Source organism: Mucilaginibacter sp. (assembly GCF_028288225.1).
Taxonomy (GTDB): Bacteria; Bacteroidota; Bacteroidia; order Sphingobacteriales; family Sphingobacteriaceae; genus Mucilaginibacter.
The window spans coordinates 28,028-45,653 of sequence record NZ_JAQBOC010000003.1 but is presented as its reverse complement, the minus strand read 5'-3'; the positions used below and the strand labels follow the sequence as shown (position 1 = coordinate 45,653).

Genomic DNA, 17,626 nt, shown 5'->3' with positions numbered 1-17,626 from the left:
ATAAAATTACAACCTGAAAAAATCAGTATTCATTGATCCTGGTCTTTGGCTGCCCACCTCCATCCTGCTAAAAATTTATTCACTGAAAATTTTACAAATTTTTATTCCACATTAAAAAACCGGATATTGTATTAAATGTTAAACTAAATCATCATGAGAATAAAAACAATCGTTATCATCGTCATCACTATACTGCTCACCATTGTGCTGATGCAAAATACCGGACGGGTTAATTTTGATTTTTTGTGGGCCACGTTCTGGATGTCGAAATTAGTGATGCTCTTTTTTGTTGCGGTAATATCGTTTGTATTGGGAGTGCTGGTGGGTCGCCCCAAAAGAGTTAAGCGCCTGGGCGGCGACTTTAGTGACGGCAATTATGATAAAGGCAATCCCAATACACTAAGCGACGAGGATAAAGAATACATCAATTAATTAACATGAATAAGAAAATTGGATTTATCGGGCTTGGACAGATGGGCATCCCGATGGCAAAAAATTTGATTAGCGCGGGCTATCAATTACAGGTTTATAACCGTACAATTTCAAAAGCTGATGAGCTTGATAGTGCATCTATTGTGGTATGCCAAACTCCGGCAGAAGCTGCCGGTGGTGTGGATATAATCATCACCATGCTATCGGAAGATGAGATCGTAAAAGAGACGGTTTTGGGAGACCAGGGAATCCTCAAAACACTGGCAAAAAACGGCCTTCATATTTCCATGAGCACCATCTCTCCTGACATTGCGCGGCTGCTTTCAAACGAGCATAAAAATGCCGGGAGCCGATACCTTGCTGCGCCCGTGTTTGGACGGCCTGAAGCTGCTGCTGCTAAAAAATTATGGATCTGTACCTCGGGCGATCAGCAGTCTAAAGAAATTGCAAAACCGGTGCTGGAAAATTTGGGCCAGGGCATATTTGATTTTGGTGAAGATGCCGGCGGAGCGAACGTTGTAAAGGTTGCCGGAAACTTCATGATCATGGCGTCACTGGAGATGATGGCCGAGGCTTATACCCTTGCCGAAAAGAGCGGGCTCGACAGATTAAAGGTTGCCGAGTTTTTCGGGTCTACCCTGTTCAATACGCCGCTGTTTCAAAATTATGGAAAGCTTATTGCAGGCAAACAGTACCAACCGGTAGGCTTTAAATCGAAATTAGGCTATAAGGACGCCCGTATTGCATTTAAACTGTCTCAGCAAGCTGAGAGTCCAATGCCTATCGTTTCGGTCGTTCACAACCGCTTATTAAGCGCCGTTGCAAAAGGCTGGGGAGATACCGACTGGGTTGAAGGCTTTGGGCGGGGAGTTAGTGAAGATGCAGGGGTTTGATTTCGGATTTCGGATGTTCGATTTCGGATTTTTTGTTTGGACCAGATTTCACACCTCTAAAGCAGGGGTGTGAAATCTGGTCTTACAATAGCGGCATCTATAACTTGTTTGCTTTGTTACCAAGGCTCTCACAAAACAGTATAAACCGTATGATGCGAGTAACCCAGAAAACATTAATAATATCAACAACATTATACTTGCGGGCGGTTCGGGAATATCTTCTTCTTTTAAATTGAGCAGTAGTACCCAGTAAGGTACTGCAATAACGGCGCACAAGGCCGACTTCAAAAAATACCTGCGCCTGCTTCTGATCTTTATATTCCTGCTTTTGCATTCCGGACATTTTTTTGATGGCGCTACAGGTTTGTTCGGATCAACCGGAGGTTTTAGGTTATAACGTTTAGGTGTTGCAGCTTTTTCCATTTATTTAAAAACAATTACAAAAAATCCGAAATCGAACATCCGAAATCCGACATCCTAATAAAACACCTGGTTATCCTCTTCCAGCCCGCTTAGGTCAGGCGTTTTATCAAAGATGCCAAAAACGGAAGCTCCGCTCCCACTCATACTGGCGTATAGGGCACCGGCTTCGTAGAGTGCGGCCTTAACACCGCGGATCTCGGGGTGGTCTTTAAATATCGAAATCTCAAAATCGTTTTTTATATATTTTTTCCATTCGCTAACCGGTTCATAGATCAGGTCCATTAATGATTCTTTTACCGGTGATGGTTTTACCCCGCGAAAAGCCTCCGCAGATGAAATATGTACAGGCGGCATTACCAGGATTATTTGGTATTTTGAAAGATCAAGTTTTACAGGTTCAAACTCATCTCCTATCTCAAAAGCAAACACAGGTTTGTTTTGAATGAAAAAGGCACAGTCGGCTCCAAGCTTCCGGGCGTAGCCGATCATTTGCATATCAGTCATCCCCAAATTAAAATTCTGATTAATGAGACGGATAAAAAAAGCGGCATCGGATGATCCCCCTCCAAGCCCCGCGCCAATGGGAATATGTTTATGCAAATGGATTTTAACAGGCGGCAGGTCGAAATCTTTTTTTAACAGGTGGTAGCCCTTAAGGCAAAGATTGTCTTCTATTCTTCCCGGGATCTCCAAACCTGATGACTGAAAACTTAATTCATCAGCTACAACTATTTCCAGGGCATCCTTTATGTTAACCGGGTAAAAAATAGTTTCCAGGTTATGGTAGCCGTCATCCCGGCGGTTAATTATATTAAGGCCAATATTAATTTTTGCGTTTGGAAATGTTATCATTTGTTAGAATTAGTTGATTGGGTTGATTGAGTTAGATTAGGTTGATTAAGTTAATTCGCTCAACGCAGACTGGATTCTCGCAGCCTTCATCTGTTACCGCAAAGTTATTATGTTCTTTGTGATTAGGAATGATTAACAAACCTGTATTTTTGCACATCCGTAGGTTTCACAAATTAGATTATTTTAATTTGTGTTTATTTAGGCGGAATCTGTTGTGTGACTTTAATGAGTTATTAATAACCATTACAACTTCTACAACAACTACAACTTTTACAACATCAACTAACAACATGAAACAGTATCTCGACCTGATGAGCCATGTAATGGAAACCGGCGCTCAAAAACATGACCGCACCGGAACCGGCACTTTAAGCGTATTTGGCTACCAGATGCGTTTTAACCTGCAGGATGGCTTCCCGATGATCACCACTAAAAAACTGCACTTAAAATCCATCATTCATGAGTTGATCTGGTTTTTAAGTGGTGACACCAATATTAAATATTTAAAAGATAACGGTGTGCGCATTTGGGACGAGTGGGCCGATGCTGAAGGCAATCTCGGGCCAGTGTATGGCTACCAATGGCGATCATGGCCAAAACCTGATGGCGGACATATTGACCAGATAACCCAGGTTGTAAATCAAATTAAAACAAACCCTGATTCGCGCCGGATGATGGTATCGGCATGGAACGTTGCCGATGTTAATCAAATGGCACTACCTCCGTGTCACAGTTTGTTCCAGTTTTATGTGGAACCCCCGCCCCCTGGCCCCCTAAAGGGGGAGTCGAGAGGCAAATTGTCTTGTCAATTATATCAGCGTAGTGCGGATATATTTTTGGGTGTGCCATTCAATATCGCTTCATACGCCTTACTTACCATGATGATGGCCCAGGTGTGTGACCTCGACTATGGCGACTTTGTACACACATTTGGCGATGCCCACATTTATAACAACCACCTGGAACAAGCCCAACTGCAATTAAGCCGCGAACCGCGACCGTTGCCAACCATGAAGATCAATCCGGAGGTAAAGGATATTTTTGCATTTAAGTTTGAAGATTTTGAATTGGATAATTATGATCCGTGGCCGCATATAAAGGCGACAGTGGCAGTTTAATCATTGAGTCATTGTTGTCATTAAGTCATTGAATGAGTAATAGAATAGAGGAAATTGAGGTTTATAATTTATCAGAAGCTTTTGCTGATAAAATTTGGTTTGTAGTTTTAAAATGGGACTTCTTTGCAAAAGATACTGTTGGTAAACAAATAGCACGATCAGCAGATTCGATAGGAGCTAACATTGCAGAAGGCTTTGGGAGATTCCATTATAAAGAAAACAAAAACTTCTGTTACTTTAGCAGAGGATCAATTATTGAAACAAAAGGCTGGCTAAAAAAAGCAAAAACCAGAAGTTTAATAGATGATGAAACTTATCAATTATTGCTTCAACAATTAGAGACGATACACTTAAAACTGAACATTTACATAAAATTCATTGGCAAAGGCAAAAATGATTAGCCATCATAACAGCCCAATGACCCAATGACCCAATGACCCAATGACGATAACAATAGTAGTTGCCATTTCCGAAAACCACGCCATAGGCAAAGACAATAAATTATTGTGGTACCTGCCTAAAGATCTTAAACACTTTAAAGAGATCACTACAGGGCATACGGTTATAATGGGCCGTAAAACTTATGACTCAGTTGGCAAACCATTGCCTAACCGCCGCAACATCATAATTACCAGGCAGGCTATAACTATTGAAGGTTGCGAAGTGGTGAATTCAATTGAGGCAGCTATAGCTTTGTGCAAGGATGAGCAGGAGGTATTTATTGTTGGCGGCGCCGAGATCTATAAACAAGCCATAAAACTTACTGACCGCATCTACCTAACCATTGTTCATAAACAATTTGAAGGCGACAGCTTTTTCCCTGAAATTGATCTGCATGAATGGAAAGAAGTTTTTCGCGAAGATCATGAGCCCGATGAGAAAAATTTATTGCCCTACTCATTCATTACCTACGAACGGGGTTAGAGGGTATTGATTAGTGACCGGAGATTAGTATCTATCACTTAAAGTGCCTGTAAACATAATTTTAAGTCCTCAGTTTTAAATATTTTTCAACTTTCTAATCTACATAAATAACTCATTATCAATCAATAAAAAAAATAACCTCTAATCTCCAACCTCTAATCTCTCTTCCCCCGGCATTGTTTTAAATTAAAAATTTCATGCTTACGAATTTTTATTAGATTTGCCGTCTTATTTAAAATGCTTATAAACTAATTAATTACATATTTTAATTCACAATGCAAGGTAAAGGGGTTGTTAAATTTTTCGCCATATTGATGGCTGTTGTATGTATATACCAGCTTTCATTTACTTGGGTCGCCCATAAAGTTAAAAATGATGCGCAGGTGTACGCAAAAGGTGATACCGCAAAAGTAACGGCGTACCTGGATTCAGTTTCAACTCAACCGGTGTACCCGCTTTTAAAGCACAATTATCAATACGTTAGTCAAAGAGCGCTTGCCCTTGGTTTGGACCTTGAGGGTGGTATGAGTGTAACCATGCAGATCTCATTGAACGAACTGGTAAAAAAACTATCGAATAATAACCAGGATCCTGCATTTAACCAGGCATTGGCTGCTGCTACTGTTGATGGTGTAACCAGTCAGCAGGATTATATTACCTTGTTTGTTGATGAGTACGAAAAGATCAATCCTAACGGAAAGCTGGCTGCTATCTTCTCAACCAAGGATAATCAGGACCACATTAAGTTTAATGCAACAAACAGCCAGGTTGAAAGTTACCTTAAAGATCAGGCAAGCACGGCTGTACAACAATCATACACCATTTTAAATACCCGTATTGACCAGTTTGGCGTTGCTAATGCTAACATCCAATTGCAAAAAGGAAATGACAGGATCTTAATTGAGCTGCCGGGTGTAAAAGAACCTGAACGTGTTCGTAAACTCTTATCAGGTACTGCAAAACTGGAATTTTATCAAACTTATGATAATAGCCAGGTTTACCAGTTGCTGACTAATATGAACGGCTTAATTGCTGCGAAAATAAAGGCATCTAAAAAAGATACTACAAAAACTGCGGTAAAAACAACCGATGCTAAAACTACAGCTGCGGTAAAAGCCGATACAGCTAAAAATAAAGGCGCTTTATCATTGTTGAATAAAGTTCAGAAAAGCGGAAGTAAAGATACATCAGCTTTAGGCGCAAAATCACAATTTGCCGATCAGTACCCATTGTTTAACGTTTTAAAGCCAATGATGTACCAGGGGCAAAACGGGCAGGGTGAACTAGCACATGGCCCAGTTGTTGGCCGTGCCGAAGCGAAAGATACTGCACAGGTTAACAAATACCTGCGCAGCGCTGAAGTAAGAACTGTAATTCCGCAAAGCATGAAATTCCTTTGGTCAGTAAAACCACAGGATAAAACAAAAATATTTGAACTATACGCTATAAAATTAGTTGGTGCCGAAAACGGACCGGTACTTGCAGGCGATGTGATCACTGAGGCCCATAATGATGTTGATCAAAAAGGCAGCCCCGAGGTTGTTATGGTGATGAACTCAGACGGTGCTCAAAAATGGCGTACCGTAACTGCCGAAGCCGCTGCTGATGTTAACAACAAACAATATATAGCTATCGTACTTGATAATAACGTTTATTCGGCCCCAGTGGTTCAAAACGAAATTTCAGGAGGTGTATCATCAATTTCAGGTAACTTTACTGTTGAAGAAGCAAAGGATTTGGCCAACGTATTAAAAGCCGGCCGCTTGCCTGCTCCTGCCCATATTGTTACTGAATCAGTTGTAGGCCCATCCTTAGGCCAGCAATCTATCAATGCCGGTTTATTATCAAGCCTTGTAGGTTTGCTGGTAGTACTGGTATTCATGATAGCTTACTACAACCGTGCAGGTACTGTAGCTGTGGTAGCGGTTATCATTAACATCTTCTTCCTGTTGGGTGTTTTGACCAGCCTTGGCGCTGTGTTAACCATGCCGGGTGTTGCGGGTATAGTGCTTACTTTAGGTATCTCGGTTGATGCTAACGTATTGATCTATGAACGCGTGCGGGAGGAGCTGGCTTTGGGTAAATCGTTAAGGATTGCCGTTGCCGACGGTTTTAAACATGCATTATCTTCCATCCTTGATTCAAACATAAGTACTTTCTTAACCGGTTTAATCCTGTTCACTTTCGGTACAGGGCCAATCCAGGGTTTTGCAATCACTTTAATGATAGGTATTGCTACTTCGCTGTTCTGCTCATTATTGATCTCAAGGCTGATATTTGAATACATGCTTGAAAAAGGATGGGATATTAAATTCTCAAACCCGTGGAGCTCACATACCTTCAAAAATGCTAATTACGCCTTCGTAAAAAACCGTTTCAAATTCTACATATTCTCAACCGCTTTTATTATTGCCGGTTTAATTTCAATGGCAACCCAAGGCTTTAACTACGGGGTTGACTTTGTGGGTGGCCGTACTTATGTAATGAGGTTTGCAACTAAGGATGTAAGTACTGAAACTGTTCGTAAGATTGTTGATAAGAACCTGGGGGAAGGCAACGAGGTTAAAACCTTTGGTACTGATATAAAAATTACAACTAAATACCTGCTTGATAAAGATTCGCCAACAAGTGATGCACAAGTACGGGCTGCGTTGATAAAAGCATTAAATACAAACCCGGCAACGCACGTTACCGAGAAAAGTATAATAGACTATGAAAAAGTTTTACCTACCATAGCAAACGGACTTAAAAGATCGGCAGCTTTAACAGTAATTTTCGCCATCATTATTATTTCAGCTTATATCCTGATCCGTTTCCGTAAATGGCAGTTTAGTTTGGGTGCGATGGTTGCAACCCTACATGATGCTTTAATGGTGTTATCATTCTTCTCCATATTTAAGGATGTGCTTCCGTTCTCACTTGATATTGATCAATCATTTATAGCGGCGATATTAACGGTTATAGGTTACTCAATTAACGATACGGTGGTTGTGTTTGACCGTATCCGTGAGTTCCTAAACTTACACCATGCTAAAACTGATGATCCAAAAACAGTAATTAACGATGCGATCAATAATACATTGAGCCGTACCATTATCACTGCTTTAACAGTGGTATTAATATTGCTTGTATTGTTCATATTCGGTGGCGATACTATCCGCGGGTTCTCGTTCGCATTATTGATCGGTGTATGTTTCGGAACATACTCGTCAATCTGCGTGGCAACCCCGGTAATCATCGACTTTGGAAAAAAAGACCTTAGGTAAATAATAAACAATTTATTAAAAGGCTCCAAAGAACATTTGGGGCCTTTTTTGTTTCATATATATTTGTACATACAATACCAACATGAACACAAAAGATAAAGCTAAATTTCCGCGGGTAGTAATTGTTGGCGGTGGTTTTGGCGGCCTGCAGGTTGCCGGTAACCTTAAAGATAAGCCTGTAGATGTATTAATGCTGGATAAGCATAATTACCACACCTTTCAGCCGTTACTTTACCAGGTAGCCACGGGCAGCCTTGAGGCCGAATCGATTGCCTTCTCCCTTCGCAAGAATTTTGCAGGACAAAAAAACTTTCGGTTTAACATTGCTGAAGTTACAAATGTAAACACTGAAAAAAACACTATTGATACGTCCATCGGTGAAATTGCCTATGATTACCTGGTAATTGCAACCGGTTCAACAACCAATTTTTTTGGTAACAAAGACATTGAGAAGTTTGCTATGCCAATGAAGTCAATACCGGAAGCATTAAACCTTCGCTACCTGGTTTTACAAAATTTAGAAGAAGCCACGCTAAAAGCAACAAGGGAAGAAAAAGCGCCGCTTTTAACATTCGTATTGGTTGGCGCCGGGCCTACCGGCGTTGAGCTGGCCGGAGCGCTTGCCGAGATTAGGAACCATATTCTTTGCAAAGATTATCCAGAACTAAAAAAAGAGGATATGAAAGTTTACCTGGTTGATTTTTTGCCAAAAGTGCTGGGCCCATTCTCAGACGAAGCATCAAAAAAAGCTTATGAGTTTTTGACAGATATGGGTGTTGACGTAATGTTAAACGTTAAAGTAGATAGCTTTGATGGCAGCGAAATAAAATTTGAGGGCGGAAAAACCATTCGTACCAAAAATGTAATATGGTCTGCGGGGGTTATGGGCGAAGTTCCTGAAGGTTTAAATAAAGATCTTATTGTTAGAGGAAATAGAATTAAGGTTGATAATAATTGCCGGGTTGAGGGTACTCAGAATATTTTTGCCATAGGCGATGTGGCCGCCATGATAACAAACGAAACTCCAAAAGGCCATCCTGGGGTAGCGCAGGTGGCTATACAAATGGGAAAATATGTTGCACAAACTATCATTCAAAACATTAACGGCGAGCCTACCAGGCCTTTTAAATATTTTGATAAAGGCTCACTGGCTACTATCGGACGCAATAAGGCGGTTGCTGATCTGGGTAAAGTAAAATTCCAGGGATTTTTTGCCTGGCTGGTTTGGATGTTTGTACATTTGATCTCGCTTTTAGGCTTCCGAAACAAGGTACACGTATTTATAAACTGGATTGGTAGTTATATTAGCTTTAACGGCGGCAGCAGGCTGATCATCCGGCAATTTAAACAGGAAACTTTGGCTGACAAAACCGTACAAATATCAAAACCAGATTAAACTTGACAACATCGCCTATAAAAATAACCGAATGCCCGCGTGATGCCATGCAGGGACTTCATCAATTTGTACCTGCAGACCTGAAAGCAGCCTATATTAATTTGCTTTTGCAGGTTGGTTTTGATACCATTGATTTTGGAAGCTTTGTATCTGCAAAAGCTATTCCCCAAATGCAGGATACTGCAGAGGTTTTAAGTAAGCTTGATTTAAGCAATACCAAATCAAAGCTGCTTGCCATTATAGCTAATTATCGCGGGGCTGAAGATGCGGCGAAACACCCTGAGATTACTTACCTGGGGTATCCATTTTCCATCTCAGAAACTTTTCAGCAGCGGAATATTAATTCTGGTATTGATGAGTCTTTTGATACCGTAAAAAAAATAAACGAGTTATGCGGCAAAAGCAATAAGCAATTATTGGTTTATTTATCCATGGGTTTTGGAAATCCGTACGGAGATGAATGGAATACAGAAATAGTACAGCAATGGGCTGAAAAACTTGTTAATGAAGGGATCAACCTTATCGCCTTAGCAGATACTATTGGTATAGCTGCTCCTGAACAAATCAACAGCATTTATCCTTTATTATGCAGCCAGTTCCCGGATACGGAATTTGGCATCCACTTGCATTCAACGCCTGATACCTGGCAGGAAAAAATTGAAGCGGCTTACAAAAGTGGATGCAGGCGTTTTGACACTACCATTAAAGGATATGGTGGCTGCCCTATGGCAAAAGATGAGCTTACAGGCAATATTGCCACTGAAAACTTAATTGGATACCTGCAATCACAAAATGAGCGTGTCGGCCTTGATATGCAGGGATTTAGAGAAGCGATGGAATATTCTGACAGGATATTTATTTAATTTATCCAGTTTTCATATATATAAAATAATAATTCAGAAGAGACAAAAAGCTGGATTTCTTAAATAACGTGAGTTCTCGATATAAAGAATGGTGGAACATAATGATTATCAGCTACTTATAGCTATTTAACCTTTGATAAAATACTAATCGCCTAATAATCAGCATGTTCCACTTTGTACCAGGTGTTCCGCTGTAAAAATGGAACGCTTTGCCCGCGTGGATACACAAACTTGCACTTCGCCTCATATAAAGCTACAGTTGCACGCGGTTATTCTTAAAATTCGAAATCGAACATCCGAAATCCGAAATTATCTTCTCACCATTTTATAATGCCTTATCCCGGCTTCTTCAAATTCCGGCCCGGTCTTTTCAAAGCCAAATTTCTCATATAAACTTACCGCCTGGATCTGCGCATGCATGTAAACATACTTAGCATCGGCAGGCAAGTCATCTAACACTGTTTTAACTAATTCCTGCCCTACTCCCATCCCCCGGAATTTTTGCAGCACAGCAAAGCGTTCCAGCTTATAACCTTTATCAGTTTTACGCCAGCGGGATGCTCCGGCAGGTTCACCATCTACTGTAGCCAAAAAGTGGGTTGATTCATCTTCAAACTCCCATTCCAATTCGGGAGGGCAATTTTGTTCGTCTACAAATACTTCACGACGGATGGCAAATACTTTTTCAAGATCAGCAGGCTCGGTTACCTTGGCTGCTTTTATTGTTACAGGCATTTTTATATGAATTTCGTTGTATTAAGTTAGTTAGCTTATTTATATTTCTTCACAGCATCAATTGAATGCGTGCAGATCAGATTTTCTTCTTTTTCCGCTAATTTAGCGAATTGCACATAAAATTTATGCAAAGATTCAAGTTAAGTACAGAACCTAAAAAAGCGCCAATGTTTAACATTAGCGCTTTTTATATTAGTTGAATGGGTTGATTAAGTTAGATTGAGTTGATTAAGTTAAGTCTACAAATTTTCAACTTAATCAACCACTCACTAAATCAACCTGATCAACTTATAATTTACTATTTACATCTATGCAATTTAAATCGCCAAATGCAACTGTAAGCCTTTTAACAAAGCTTTCTTCTCCTTTACGTAACCAAACGCGCGGGTCATAATATTTTTTATTTGGAGAGTCTTCGCCTTCCGGATTGCCTATCTGACTTTGCAGGTATCCTTCTTTTGATTTATAGTAATCTTTTATGCCTTCCCAGTATGCCCATTGCATATCGGTATCAATATTCATTTTTATAGCGCCGTATGAGATCGCTTCCCTTATCTCCTCCTGGCTTGAGCCAGAGCCACCATGGAATACAAAGTTGATAGGTTTTTCAGCAGTTAGATTAAAGTGTTTTTTCACATACTCCTGCGAGTTATGTAAAATTACAGGCTGAAGTTTAACATTGCCTGGTTTGTAAACACCGTGCACGTTACCAAAGGCAGCTGCAACAGTAAACCGGGGACTAACTTTTGAAAGTTCTTCGTATGAATAAGCAACATCCTCAGGCTGTGTATATAAGCGTGAGCTATCAACATCAGAGTTATCTACACCGTCTTCTTCACCACCGGTAACACCTAATTCAATTTCGAGTGTCATACCCATTTTTGCCATACGGGCAAGGTATTTGGCTGAGATCTCTATATTTTCATGCAATGACTCTTCAGAAAGATCAAGCATGTGTGACGAAAATAATGGCTTTCCTGTTTCAGCAAAAAACTTTTCACCATGATCTAACAAACCGTCAATCCATGGAAGAAATTTCATGGCAGCGTGATCTGTATGTAATATTACAGCTATACCATAGTGTTCAGCTAATAAATGTACATGCTTTGCAGCAGAAACGCCACCTAATATACAGGCCTGCAGTTTTGAGTTATCTAATGATTTACCTGCATAAAACTGTGCTCCGCCATTTGATAACTGGATAATTACCGGGGAGTTTACCGCTTTTGCTGTTTCCATAACAGCGTTAATGGTATTAGTACCTATTACATTTACAGCCGGTAAAGCAAACTGGTGCTTTTTTGCGGCTTCAAATAGCTCCTGCACTTGATCGCCGTGCAAAACGCCTTTATAATTTTTTAAATCCATGCTACTTTTAATTGGGCCTCGAAGTTAAAAAATTTTATGGTTTTAGCCATTAGTCTACCCAACAAATAGAACATTTTGCAACTTTTTGATTAAACAACTGTTAATTATGTTTATAATAAAAACGAGTATGTAAACTGCTGTAAAATTTTCATTATTATAACGATGACTCAATTATGAGGTGTGAGATTTGAGATATGAGATTTAAAACACTAACCAGATTAGGAGGATTATAGGGGTTTGTATCACTAAAAGCTGTAACAACCAACCTATTCTGCTCCTAAAGCAGATAACCCTAATTTCATATCTGATATCTAAAATCTCATATCTATAAAAAATTTCGTTTCTTTGTAGTCAATTGAAAGAGTTAGATATAGATATGGCTTGGTTTAAAAGGGAAATCAAAGGGATAATTACGACCACGGAGGAAAAGAAGGAAACCCCCGACGGGATCTGGAATAAATGCCCTGAATGTAAGAAACCTCTTCATTATTCTGAACAGGTTGAAAATCAATACGTTTGTCATTACTGCGGTTACCATCTGCGCATAGGTTCAAAAGAATACTTCTCTATACTTTTTGACAATAACGAGTTTACAGAATTGTTCCCGAATTTGATCTCAGGAGACCCGTTGCATTTTGAAGACACCAAAAAATATACCGACAGGCTGAAAGAAACCATGAGCAAAACTGGTTTGAAAGATGCCATAAGAGCGGGATCAGGCGGTATGGGCGGTCAGCCCTTGGTTATTGCCTGTATGGATTTTAACTTTATTGGCGGCTCGATGGGATCTGTTGTAGGCGAAAAAATTGCCCGTTCCATTGATTATTGCATTGAGCATAAGGTCCCTTTCCTGATGATCTCAAAATCAGGCGGCGCCCGTATGATGGAAGCTGCATTTTCTTTAATGCAGATGGCCAAGACATCGGCTAAACTCGCTTTACTTTCACAAGCTAAAATACCTTATATATCATTGTTAACTGATCCTACTACGGGTGGCGTTACAGCTTCATATGCTATGCTGGGCGATATTAATATTGCTGAACCGGGCTCACTGATAGGTTTTGCAGGACCAAGGGTTATAAAGGAAACGATAAAAAAGGATCTTCCGAAAGGCTTCCAAACTGCTGAGTTTGTGCAGGAACACGGATTTTTGGATTTTATAGTAGACCGCCGTGAAATGAAAGAAAGGTTATCTTCATTTTTGAAGATGATGGTAAATTAAAAACATTAAACACCCAAATATAAAAAAGAGGTTGTCTATACCAGGGCAGCCTCTTTTCGTTTGTGGGCACATTTGTTCACTATTTAAAAGTACCGGCATTTTGACTGGTAGGGCCGTCAACACCTTTACTCATTTTATCCCACCTTGGGCCTTCAATTTCATCAACGTCCCTACACATATAATTCCTTAAATTATGAGCACCGCCATGATTAACTTCAGCAGCACTTTCTTTTTCGCAATTTGCAAAGGGTTTAGTTGGGTTGTCCCTGTCTTTCTCCCGCTTTCTGCTGGCGGGATCGTCATTAAAGCTTTTCATAATTTTGTTATTTAAATTTATAATTGCAAACGGGGGAGATTATTAATAACCTCCCTTCATAATACTAATTTACGTTAAATAACTTAAATAAAATTATATTCCTTCGGTGCCTGGCTCATGGCCAACCATTCTGCCGGTTGTACGCCCATGATCGCTGGGCTTAAAATCAGTTTTAGCATTTCCAACTGAAGGGAATTCTTTCTGCTTTGGTGGGCTAACATCAGTTTGCTCGCTGTAGGATGCGTCATTGCCACCCTCCTGCTGATGCTGTTCCGTTTCGCGCGGATACCCTGATTTTTCCTTTTCAGATTCTTTTTTCTCAGGAATTTCGTTGGGGCGTCCCTGGCCCGGGCGTTCCTGATTTTTTCCTGTTTTTTGATTATTTGATTTCATGGTAGTTTAATTTATAATTAAATAAAACCACCAATTTTAGGATTTTGTTTTATAAATTATAAAAAAATACTACTACAAAGAAATATAAACTATAAATTTATGCGCTTACAAGGCACAGTTCACGCACTTTTGCAACTGTAAAATCAACTTCTTCTTTAGTGTTGTATTTTGAAAAGGAAAATCTTACCGATGGCCTGGATGAACTTGCTCCAATAGCCGTTAACACATGCGAGCCTATATCACTTCCCGAGCTGCATGCACTGCCACCTGATGCTGAAATACCGGCTATATCAAGGTTGAATAATAGCATATCCGCCATTTCCATTTCAGGGAACTGAACATTTAATACAGTATATAAGCTTTTAGCAGGGTCAGTTTCGCCATTAAAATCTATACCGGGGATACTTTCAACCAGTTGATCGATCATATAGGTCTTTAAGCTTTGTATATGCTTTTGGTGCTGCTCCATTTCGCTATAAGCTATCTCTAAAGCTTTGGCAAGACCAACAATTCCATAAATATTCTCGGTACCGCCGCGCATGTTACGCTCTTGCGCACCGCCATATATTAAGGGTTTAATTTTTATACGGTGATTTATGTGTAAAAAGCCTACTCCCTTTGGACCATGCAATTTATGCCCGGCGCAAACCAAAAAATGAGCTTTTAGCTTACTCAGGTCGTGCTGGTAATGCCCCATGGTTTGTACAGTATCACAATGATAAATTGCGTTGTATGCCTCACAAATATCGCCTATCCGGTCCATATCTGATAAAGTGCCGATCTCGTTATTGGCATGCATCAGTGATACAAAGCTGCGTTCGTTATTTTTTAGCAAGGTTTCCAGGTGATCATAATCAACGCTGCCTTTGCTATCCACATCAACAAAACTCAATTTTATTACACCTGACTTTTCAAGCGCCTCCATGGTATGCAGCACCGCATGGTGCTCCAGTTTGCTGGTTACTGCATGTTTAATATTATGATCAACAATACCACACCTTATGGCCATATTATCCGCCTCGGTACCACTTGATGTAAAAAAGATCTCGGAAGGTGAAGTGTGAAGCAGGCTAGCTATGGTTTTACGCGATCTTTCGATCAGTGTTCTTGCTTCACGGCCATGCGAATGAATAGATGAAGGATTGCCATAAGTGCTTTCCATAACCATATACATTTGTTTCATCACTTCAGGGTCAAGTGGCGTTGTGGCAGCATTATCTAAATAAACACGCATATTGTAATTAGTGATTTAGTGAATTAGCGATTTTAATTATTGAATTAGTAAGTGCTTTTTCAATCACTAATTCAATCATTCACTAATTCACTAATTAATTTATTAACTCAATTTTAAAATCTCTTTTATATCGGCAATTATCTTATTAGCTAAATTATTCGCCACAGTTTCTGAATTGCCTTCCGAGTAAATACGAATGATGGGTTCGGTATTAGACTTACGCAAATGTACCCATTCTTTATCAAATTCTATTTTCAGCCCGTCAATTGTAGAATGGGGTTGTTTGCTATATTTCTCTTCAACCTTTAACAACAATGCATCAATATCCATTTCGGGTGTTAGTGTAATTTTATTTTTTGAGATAAAATAACCGGGATAAGTACTTCGCAAATTAGATACTGATTTACCGTATTTCGCAAGATGGGTTAAAAATAAGGCAATCCCTACTAAAGCATCCCTGCCATAATGCAGTTCAGGGTAAATCACTCCACCATTGCCTTCGCCGCCTATTACTGCAGTTACTTCCTTCATTTTGTTTACCACATTTACCTCTCCTACTGCTGCTGCATGGTATTCTCCACCGGCATTTTCAGTTACATCACGCAGTGCACGGGTTGATGAAAGATTTGATACCGTATTGCCTTTGGTATGCTTCAAAATATAATCGGCTACAGCAACAAGCGTATATTCTTCTCCAAAAACATTCCCGTCTTCACAAACAAAGCAAAGGCGGTCAACGTCAGGGTCAACAGCTATGCCAAGGTCAGCTCTTTTATTTACTACTTCTTTTGAAAGTGCAACAAGGTTTTCCGGCAGCGGTTCAGGGTTATGCGGAAAATTACCATCAGGTTTACAATATAGTTCATGAACAGTTTTTACACCCAGCGCTTTTAGCAAAGCCGGTACAAATATGCCACCGGTTGAGTTAACGCAATCAATAACTATTTTAAAATCAGCTTTGGTAATTGCTGCCACATCAACCAATGGTAAGGCCAGTATTTTATCTATATGTTTTTGCAGATAATTATCGCTATTATCCACCTTACCCAGGTCATTAACTTCAGCAAACTTAAAATCATTATTTTCGGCAATTTCAAGCACTTCCTTACCATCGGCATCGCTGATAAATTCGCCATCAGCATTTAATAATTTTAGCGCATTCCATTGTTTCGGGTTATGGCTGGCAGTCAATATTATGCCCCCGGCAGCCTTTTTATCCGGAACCGCTATTTCAACTGTAGGGGTAGTTGAAAGCCCAAGGTCTATCACATCAATACCAAGTCCCTGCAGGGTGCCGATAACAAGGCTATTTACCATATTACCCGAGATGCGCGCATCACGACCAAGCACAATTTTTTTGATCCCGCTTTTATTAACAGCCCAGGTACCATATGCGGCAGTAAATTTCACAATATCCAAAGGGGTTAAACCTTCTCCAACTGTGCCTCCTATGGTGCCTCTTATTCCCGAAATTGATTTTATTAATGTCAAAGTATGAATGTTTGTTGTGGCGCAAAAATAAGATATTTAACCGAGCAATAATAAAAATCGTATTGTTTTAAGCCTGGCATAATTAGCTATATTTACCGCTTTGTTAATTTAGCTATTAGTAAAGCAATGCCTGATTATTTTTTACAACTCGACCGGCATTTATTTTATTTCATTAATCATAACCTGGCTAACCCGTTTTTCGACTGGATAATGCCCTGGCTGCGGAACCCTAAATTTTGGATCCCGCTCTACCTGTTTATAATCGGCTTTTGCATTTATAAATTTAAAAAACAAGGCTTAATAATCATATTATTATTAGCGTTATCGGCAGGTTTTGCAGATTTTACAAGCGCAAGTATTATAAAAAAACTGGTTAAAAGAGATCGCCCCTGCAGGGACATTGTTGTTTCAAAAACAGATCTTGTTCGTGTCGCTTGCGGAACGGGGTATAGTTTTCCGTCTACTCATGCAACAGATCATTTTGCAATGGCCTTTTTCCTGATTATGTTATTTTACAAAAAATGGCGATGGATCTGGCTTTGGGCGATCTTATGGGCAGGTATCATCAGCTTTGCACAGGTATATGTAGGCGTACACTTCCCGATCGATGTTTTTTGCGGTGCACTTTATGGAATTTTTGTTGGATGGATGTTTTCCGTCCTGTTTAAGAAGATAAGTCCGGGATTTTGATCTGAAACAG

At 39.8% G+C, this 17,626-nt stretch carries 18 protein-coding genes; 10 read left to right on the top strand and 8 right to left on the bottom strand.

Features of this window, described 5'->3' with window-relative positions; translation table 11 throughout:
• Positions 1-153: 153 nt before the first annotated feature.
• A complete protein-coding gene (locus JWQ54_RS00390; RefSeq protein WP_299578704.1) occupies positions 154-432 on the top strand; it encodes a LapA family protein in 279 nt (92 codons plus the stop codon).
• A gap of 5 nt (positions 433-437) precedes the next feature.
• Positions 438-1,325 (top strand): NAD(P)-dependent oxidoreductase, encoded by an 888-nt coding sequence (locus JWQ54_RS00385; RefSeq protein WP_299578703.1) that lies wholly within the window; start codon positions 438-440, stop codon positions 1,323-1,325.
• A 97-nt stretch (positions 1,326-1,422) separates the two neighbouring features.
• On the opposite strand, the gene JWQ54_RS00380 is transcribed toward JWQ54_RS00385, so the two are convergent.
• A complete protein-coding gene (locus tag JWQ54_RS00380; protein ID WP_299578702.1) occupies positions 1,423-1,659 on the bottom strand; it encodes a hypothetical protein in 237 nt (78 codons plus the stop codon).
• A gap of 143 nt (positions 1,660-1,802) precedes the next feature.
• Positions 1,803-2,600, bottom strand: coding sequence for a 4-(cytidine 5'-diphospho)-2-C-methyl-D-erythritol kinase (ispE, locus tag JWQ54_RS00375; RefSeq protein WP_299578701.1), 798 nt, complete (start codon positions 2,598-2,600; stop codon positions 1,803-1,805).
• Between the two features lie 290 nt (positions 2,601-2,890).
• Between ispE and JWQ54_RS00370 the strand changes: the two genes are divergently transcribed.
• The 6 genes from JWQ54_RS00370 to JWQ54_RS00345 all read left to right on the top strand — a co-directional run bounded on the left by JWQ54_RS00370 (position 2,891) and on the right by JWQ54_RS00345 (position 10,167).
• Positions 2,891-3,718, top strand: a complete 828-nt coding sequence (locus JWQ54_RS00370) for a thymidylate synthase (protein ID WP_299578700.1) — start codon at positions 2,891-2,893, stop codon at positions 3,716-3,718.
• Between the two features lie 32 nt (positions 3,719-3,750).
• A complete protein-coding gene (locus JWQ54_RS00365) occupies positions 3,751-4,119 on the top strand; it encodes a four helix bundle protein (protein WP_299578699.1) in 369 nt (122 codons plus the stop codon).
• Between the two features lie 40 nt (positions 4,120-4,159).
• Entirely contained in the window at positions 4,160-4,642 is a 483-nt protein-coding gene (locus JWQ54_RS00360) for a dihydrofolate reductase (protein WP_299578698.1), read from the top strand.
• 275 nt (positions 4,643-4,917) lie between these two features.
• Positions 4,918-7,908, top strand: coding sequence for a protein translocase subunit SecDF (secDF, locus tag JWQ54_RS00355; protein ID WP_299578697.1), 2,991 nt, complete (start codon positions 4,918-4,920; stop codon positions 7,906-7,908).
• Between the two features lie 82 nt (positions 7,909-7,990).
• Entirely contained in the window at positions 7,991-9,304 is a 1,314-nt protein-coding gene (locus JWQ54_RS00350) for an NAD(P)/FAD-dependent oxidoreductase (RefSeq protein WP_299578696.1), read from the top strand.
• 2 nt (positions 9,305-9,306) lie between these two features.
• Positions 9,307-10,167, top strand: coding sequence for a hydroxymethylglutaryl-CoA lyase (locus JWQ54_RS00345; RefSeq protein WP_299578695.1), 861 nt, complete (start codon positions 9,307-9,309; stop codon positions 10,165-10,167).
• Positions 10,168-10,476: 309 nt separating this feature from the next.
• Here JWQ54_RS00345 and JWQ54_RS00340 read toward each other — a convergent pair whose 3' ends face one another.
• Positions 10,477-10,902 (bottom strand): GNAT family N-acetyltransferase, encoded by a 426-nt coding sequence (locus tag JWQ54_RS00340; protein ID WP_299578694.1) that lies wholly within the window; start codon positions 10,900-10,902, stop codon positions 10,477-10,479.
• A gap of 288 nt (positions 10,903-11,190) precedes the next feature.
• Entirely contained in the window at positions 11,191-12,270 is a 1,080-nt protein-coding gene (gene fbaA, locus JWQ54_RS00335) for a class II fructose-bisphosphate aldolase (protein ID WP_299578693.1), read from the bottom strand.
• Positions 12,271-12,646: 376 nt separating this feature from the next.
• Between fbaA and accD the strand changes: the two genes are divergently transcribed.
• Positions 12,647-13,492 (top strand): acetyl-CoA carboxylase, carboxyltransferase subunit beta, encoded by an 846-nt coding sequence (gene accD / locus JWQ54_RS00330; protein WP_299578692.1) that lies wholly within the window; start codon positions 12,647-12,649, stop codon positions 13,490-13,492.
• Positions 13,493-13,571: 79 nt separating this feature from the next.
• Here the strand turns inward: accD and JWQ54_RS00325 are convergent, their stop codons facing one another.
• From JWQ54_RS00325 to glmM, 4 genes are all read right to left on the bottom strand, one after another.
• Positions 13,572-13,808, bottom strand: coding sequence for a hypothetical protein (locus JWQ54_RS00325; protein WP_299578691.1), 237 nt, complete (start codon positions 13,806-13,808; stop codon positions 13,572-13,574).
• Between the two features lie 93 nt (positions 13,809-13,901).
• On the bottom strand, positions 13,902-14,201 hold the full coding sequence (locus JWQ54_RS00320; RefSeq protein ID WP_299578690.1) for a hypothetical protein: 300 nt from the start codon (positions 14,199-14,201) through the stop codon (positions 13,902-13,904).
• Positions 14,202-14,298: 97 nt separating this feature from the next.
• Positions 14,299-15,435 carry a cysteine desulfurase family protein gene (locus JWQ54_RS00315; RefSeq protein ID WP_299578689.1) on the bottom strand — a complete coding sequence of 379 codons (1,137 nt, stop codon included), beginning with the start codon at positions 15,433-15,435 and terminating at the stop codon, positions 14,299-14,301.
• Positions 15,436-15,537: 102 nt separating this feature from the next.
• Positions 15,538-16,926 (bottom strand): phosphoglucosamine mutase, encoded by a 1,389-nt coding sequence (glmM, locus tag JWQ54_RS00310; RefSeq protein WP_299578688.1) that lies wholly within the window; start codon positions 16,924-16,926, stop codon positions 15,538-15,540.
• 126 nt (positions 16,927-17,052) lie between these two features.
• Here glmM and JWQ54_RS00305 point away from each other — a divergent pair, with 126 nt between their 5' ends.
• Positions 17,053-17,616 carry a phosphatase PAP2 family protein gene (locus JWQ54_RS00305; protein ID WP_299578687.1) on the top strand — a complete coding sequence of 188 codons (564 nt, stop codon included), beginning with the start codon at positions 17,053-17,055 and terminating at the stop codon, positions 17,614-17,616.
• Positions 17,617-17,626: the final 10 nt, after the last annotated feature.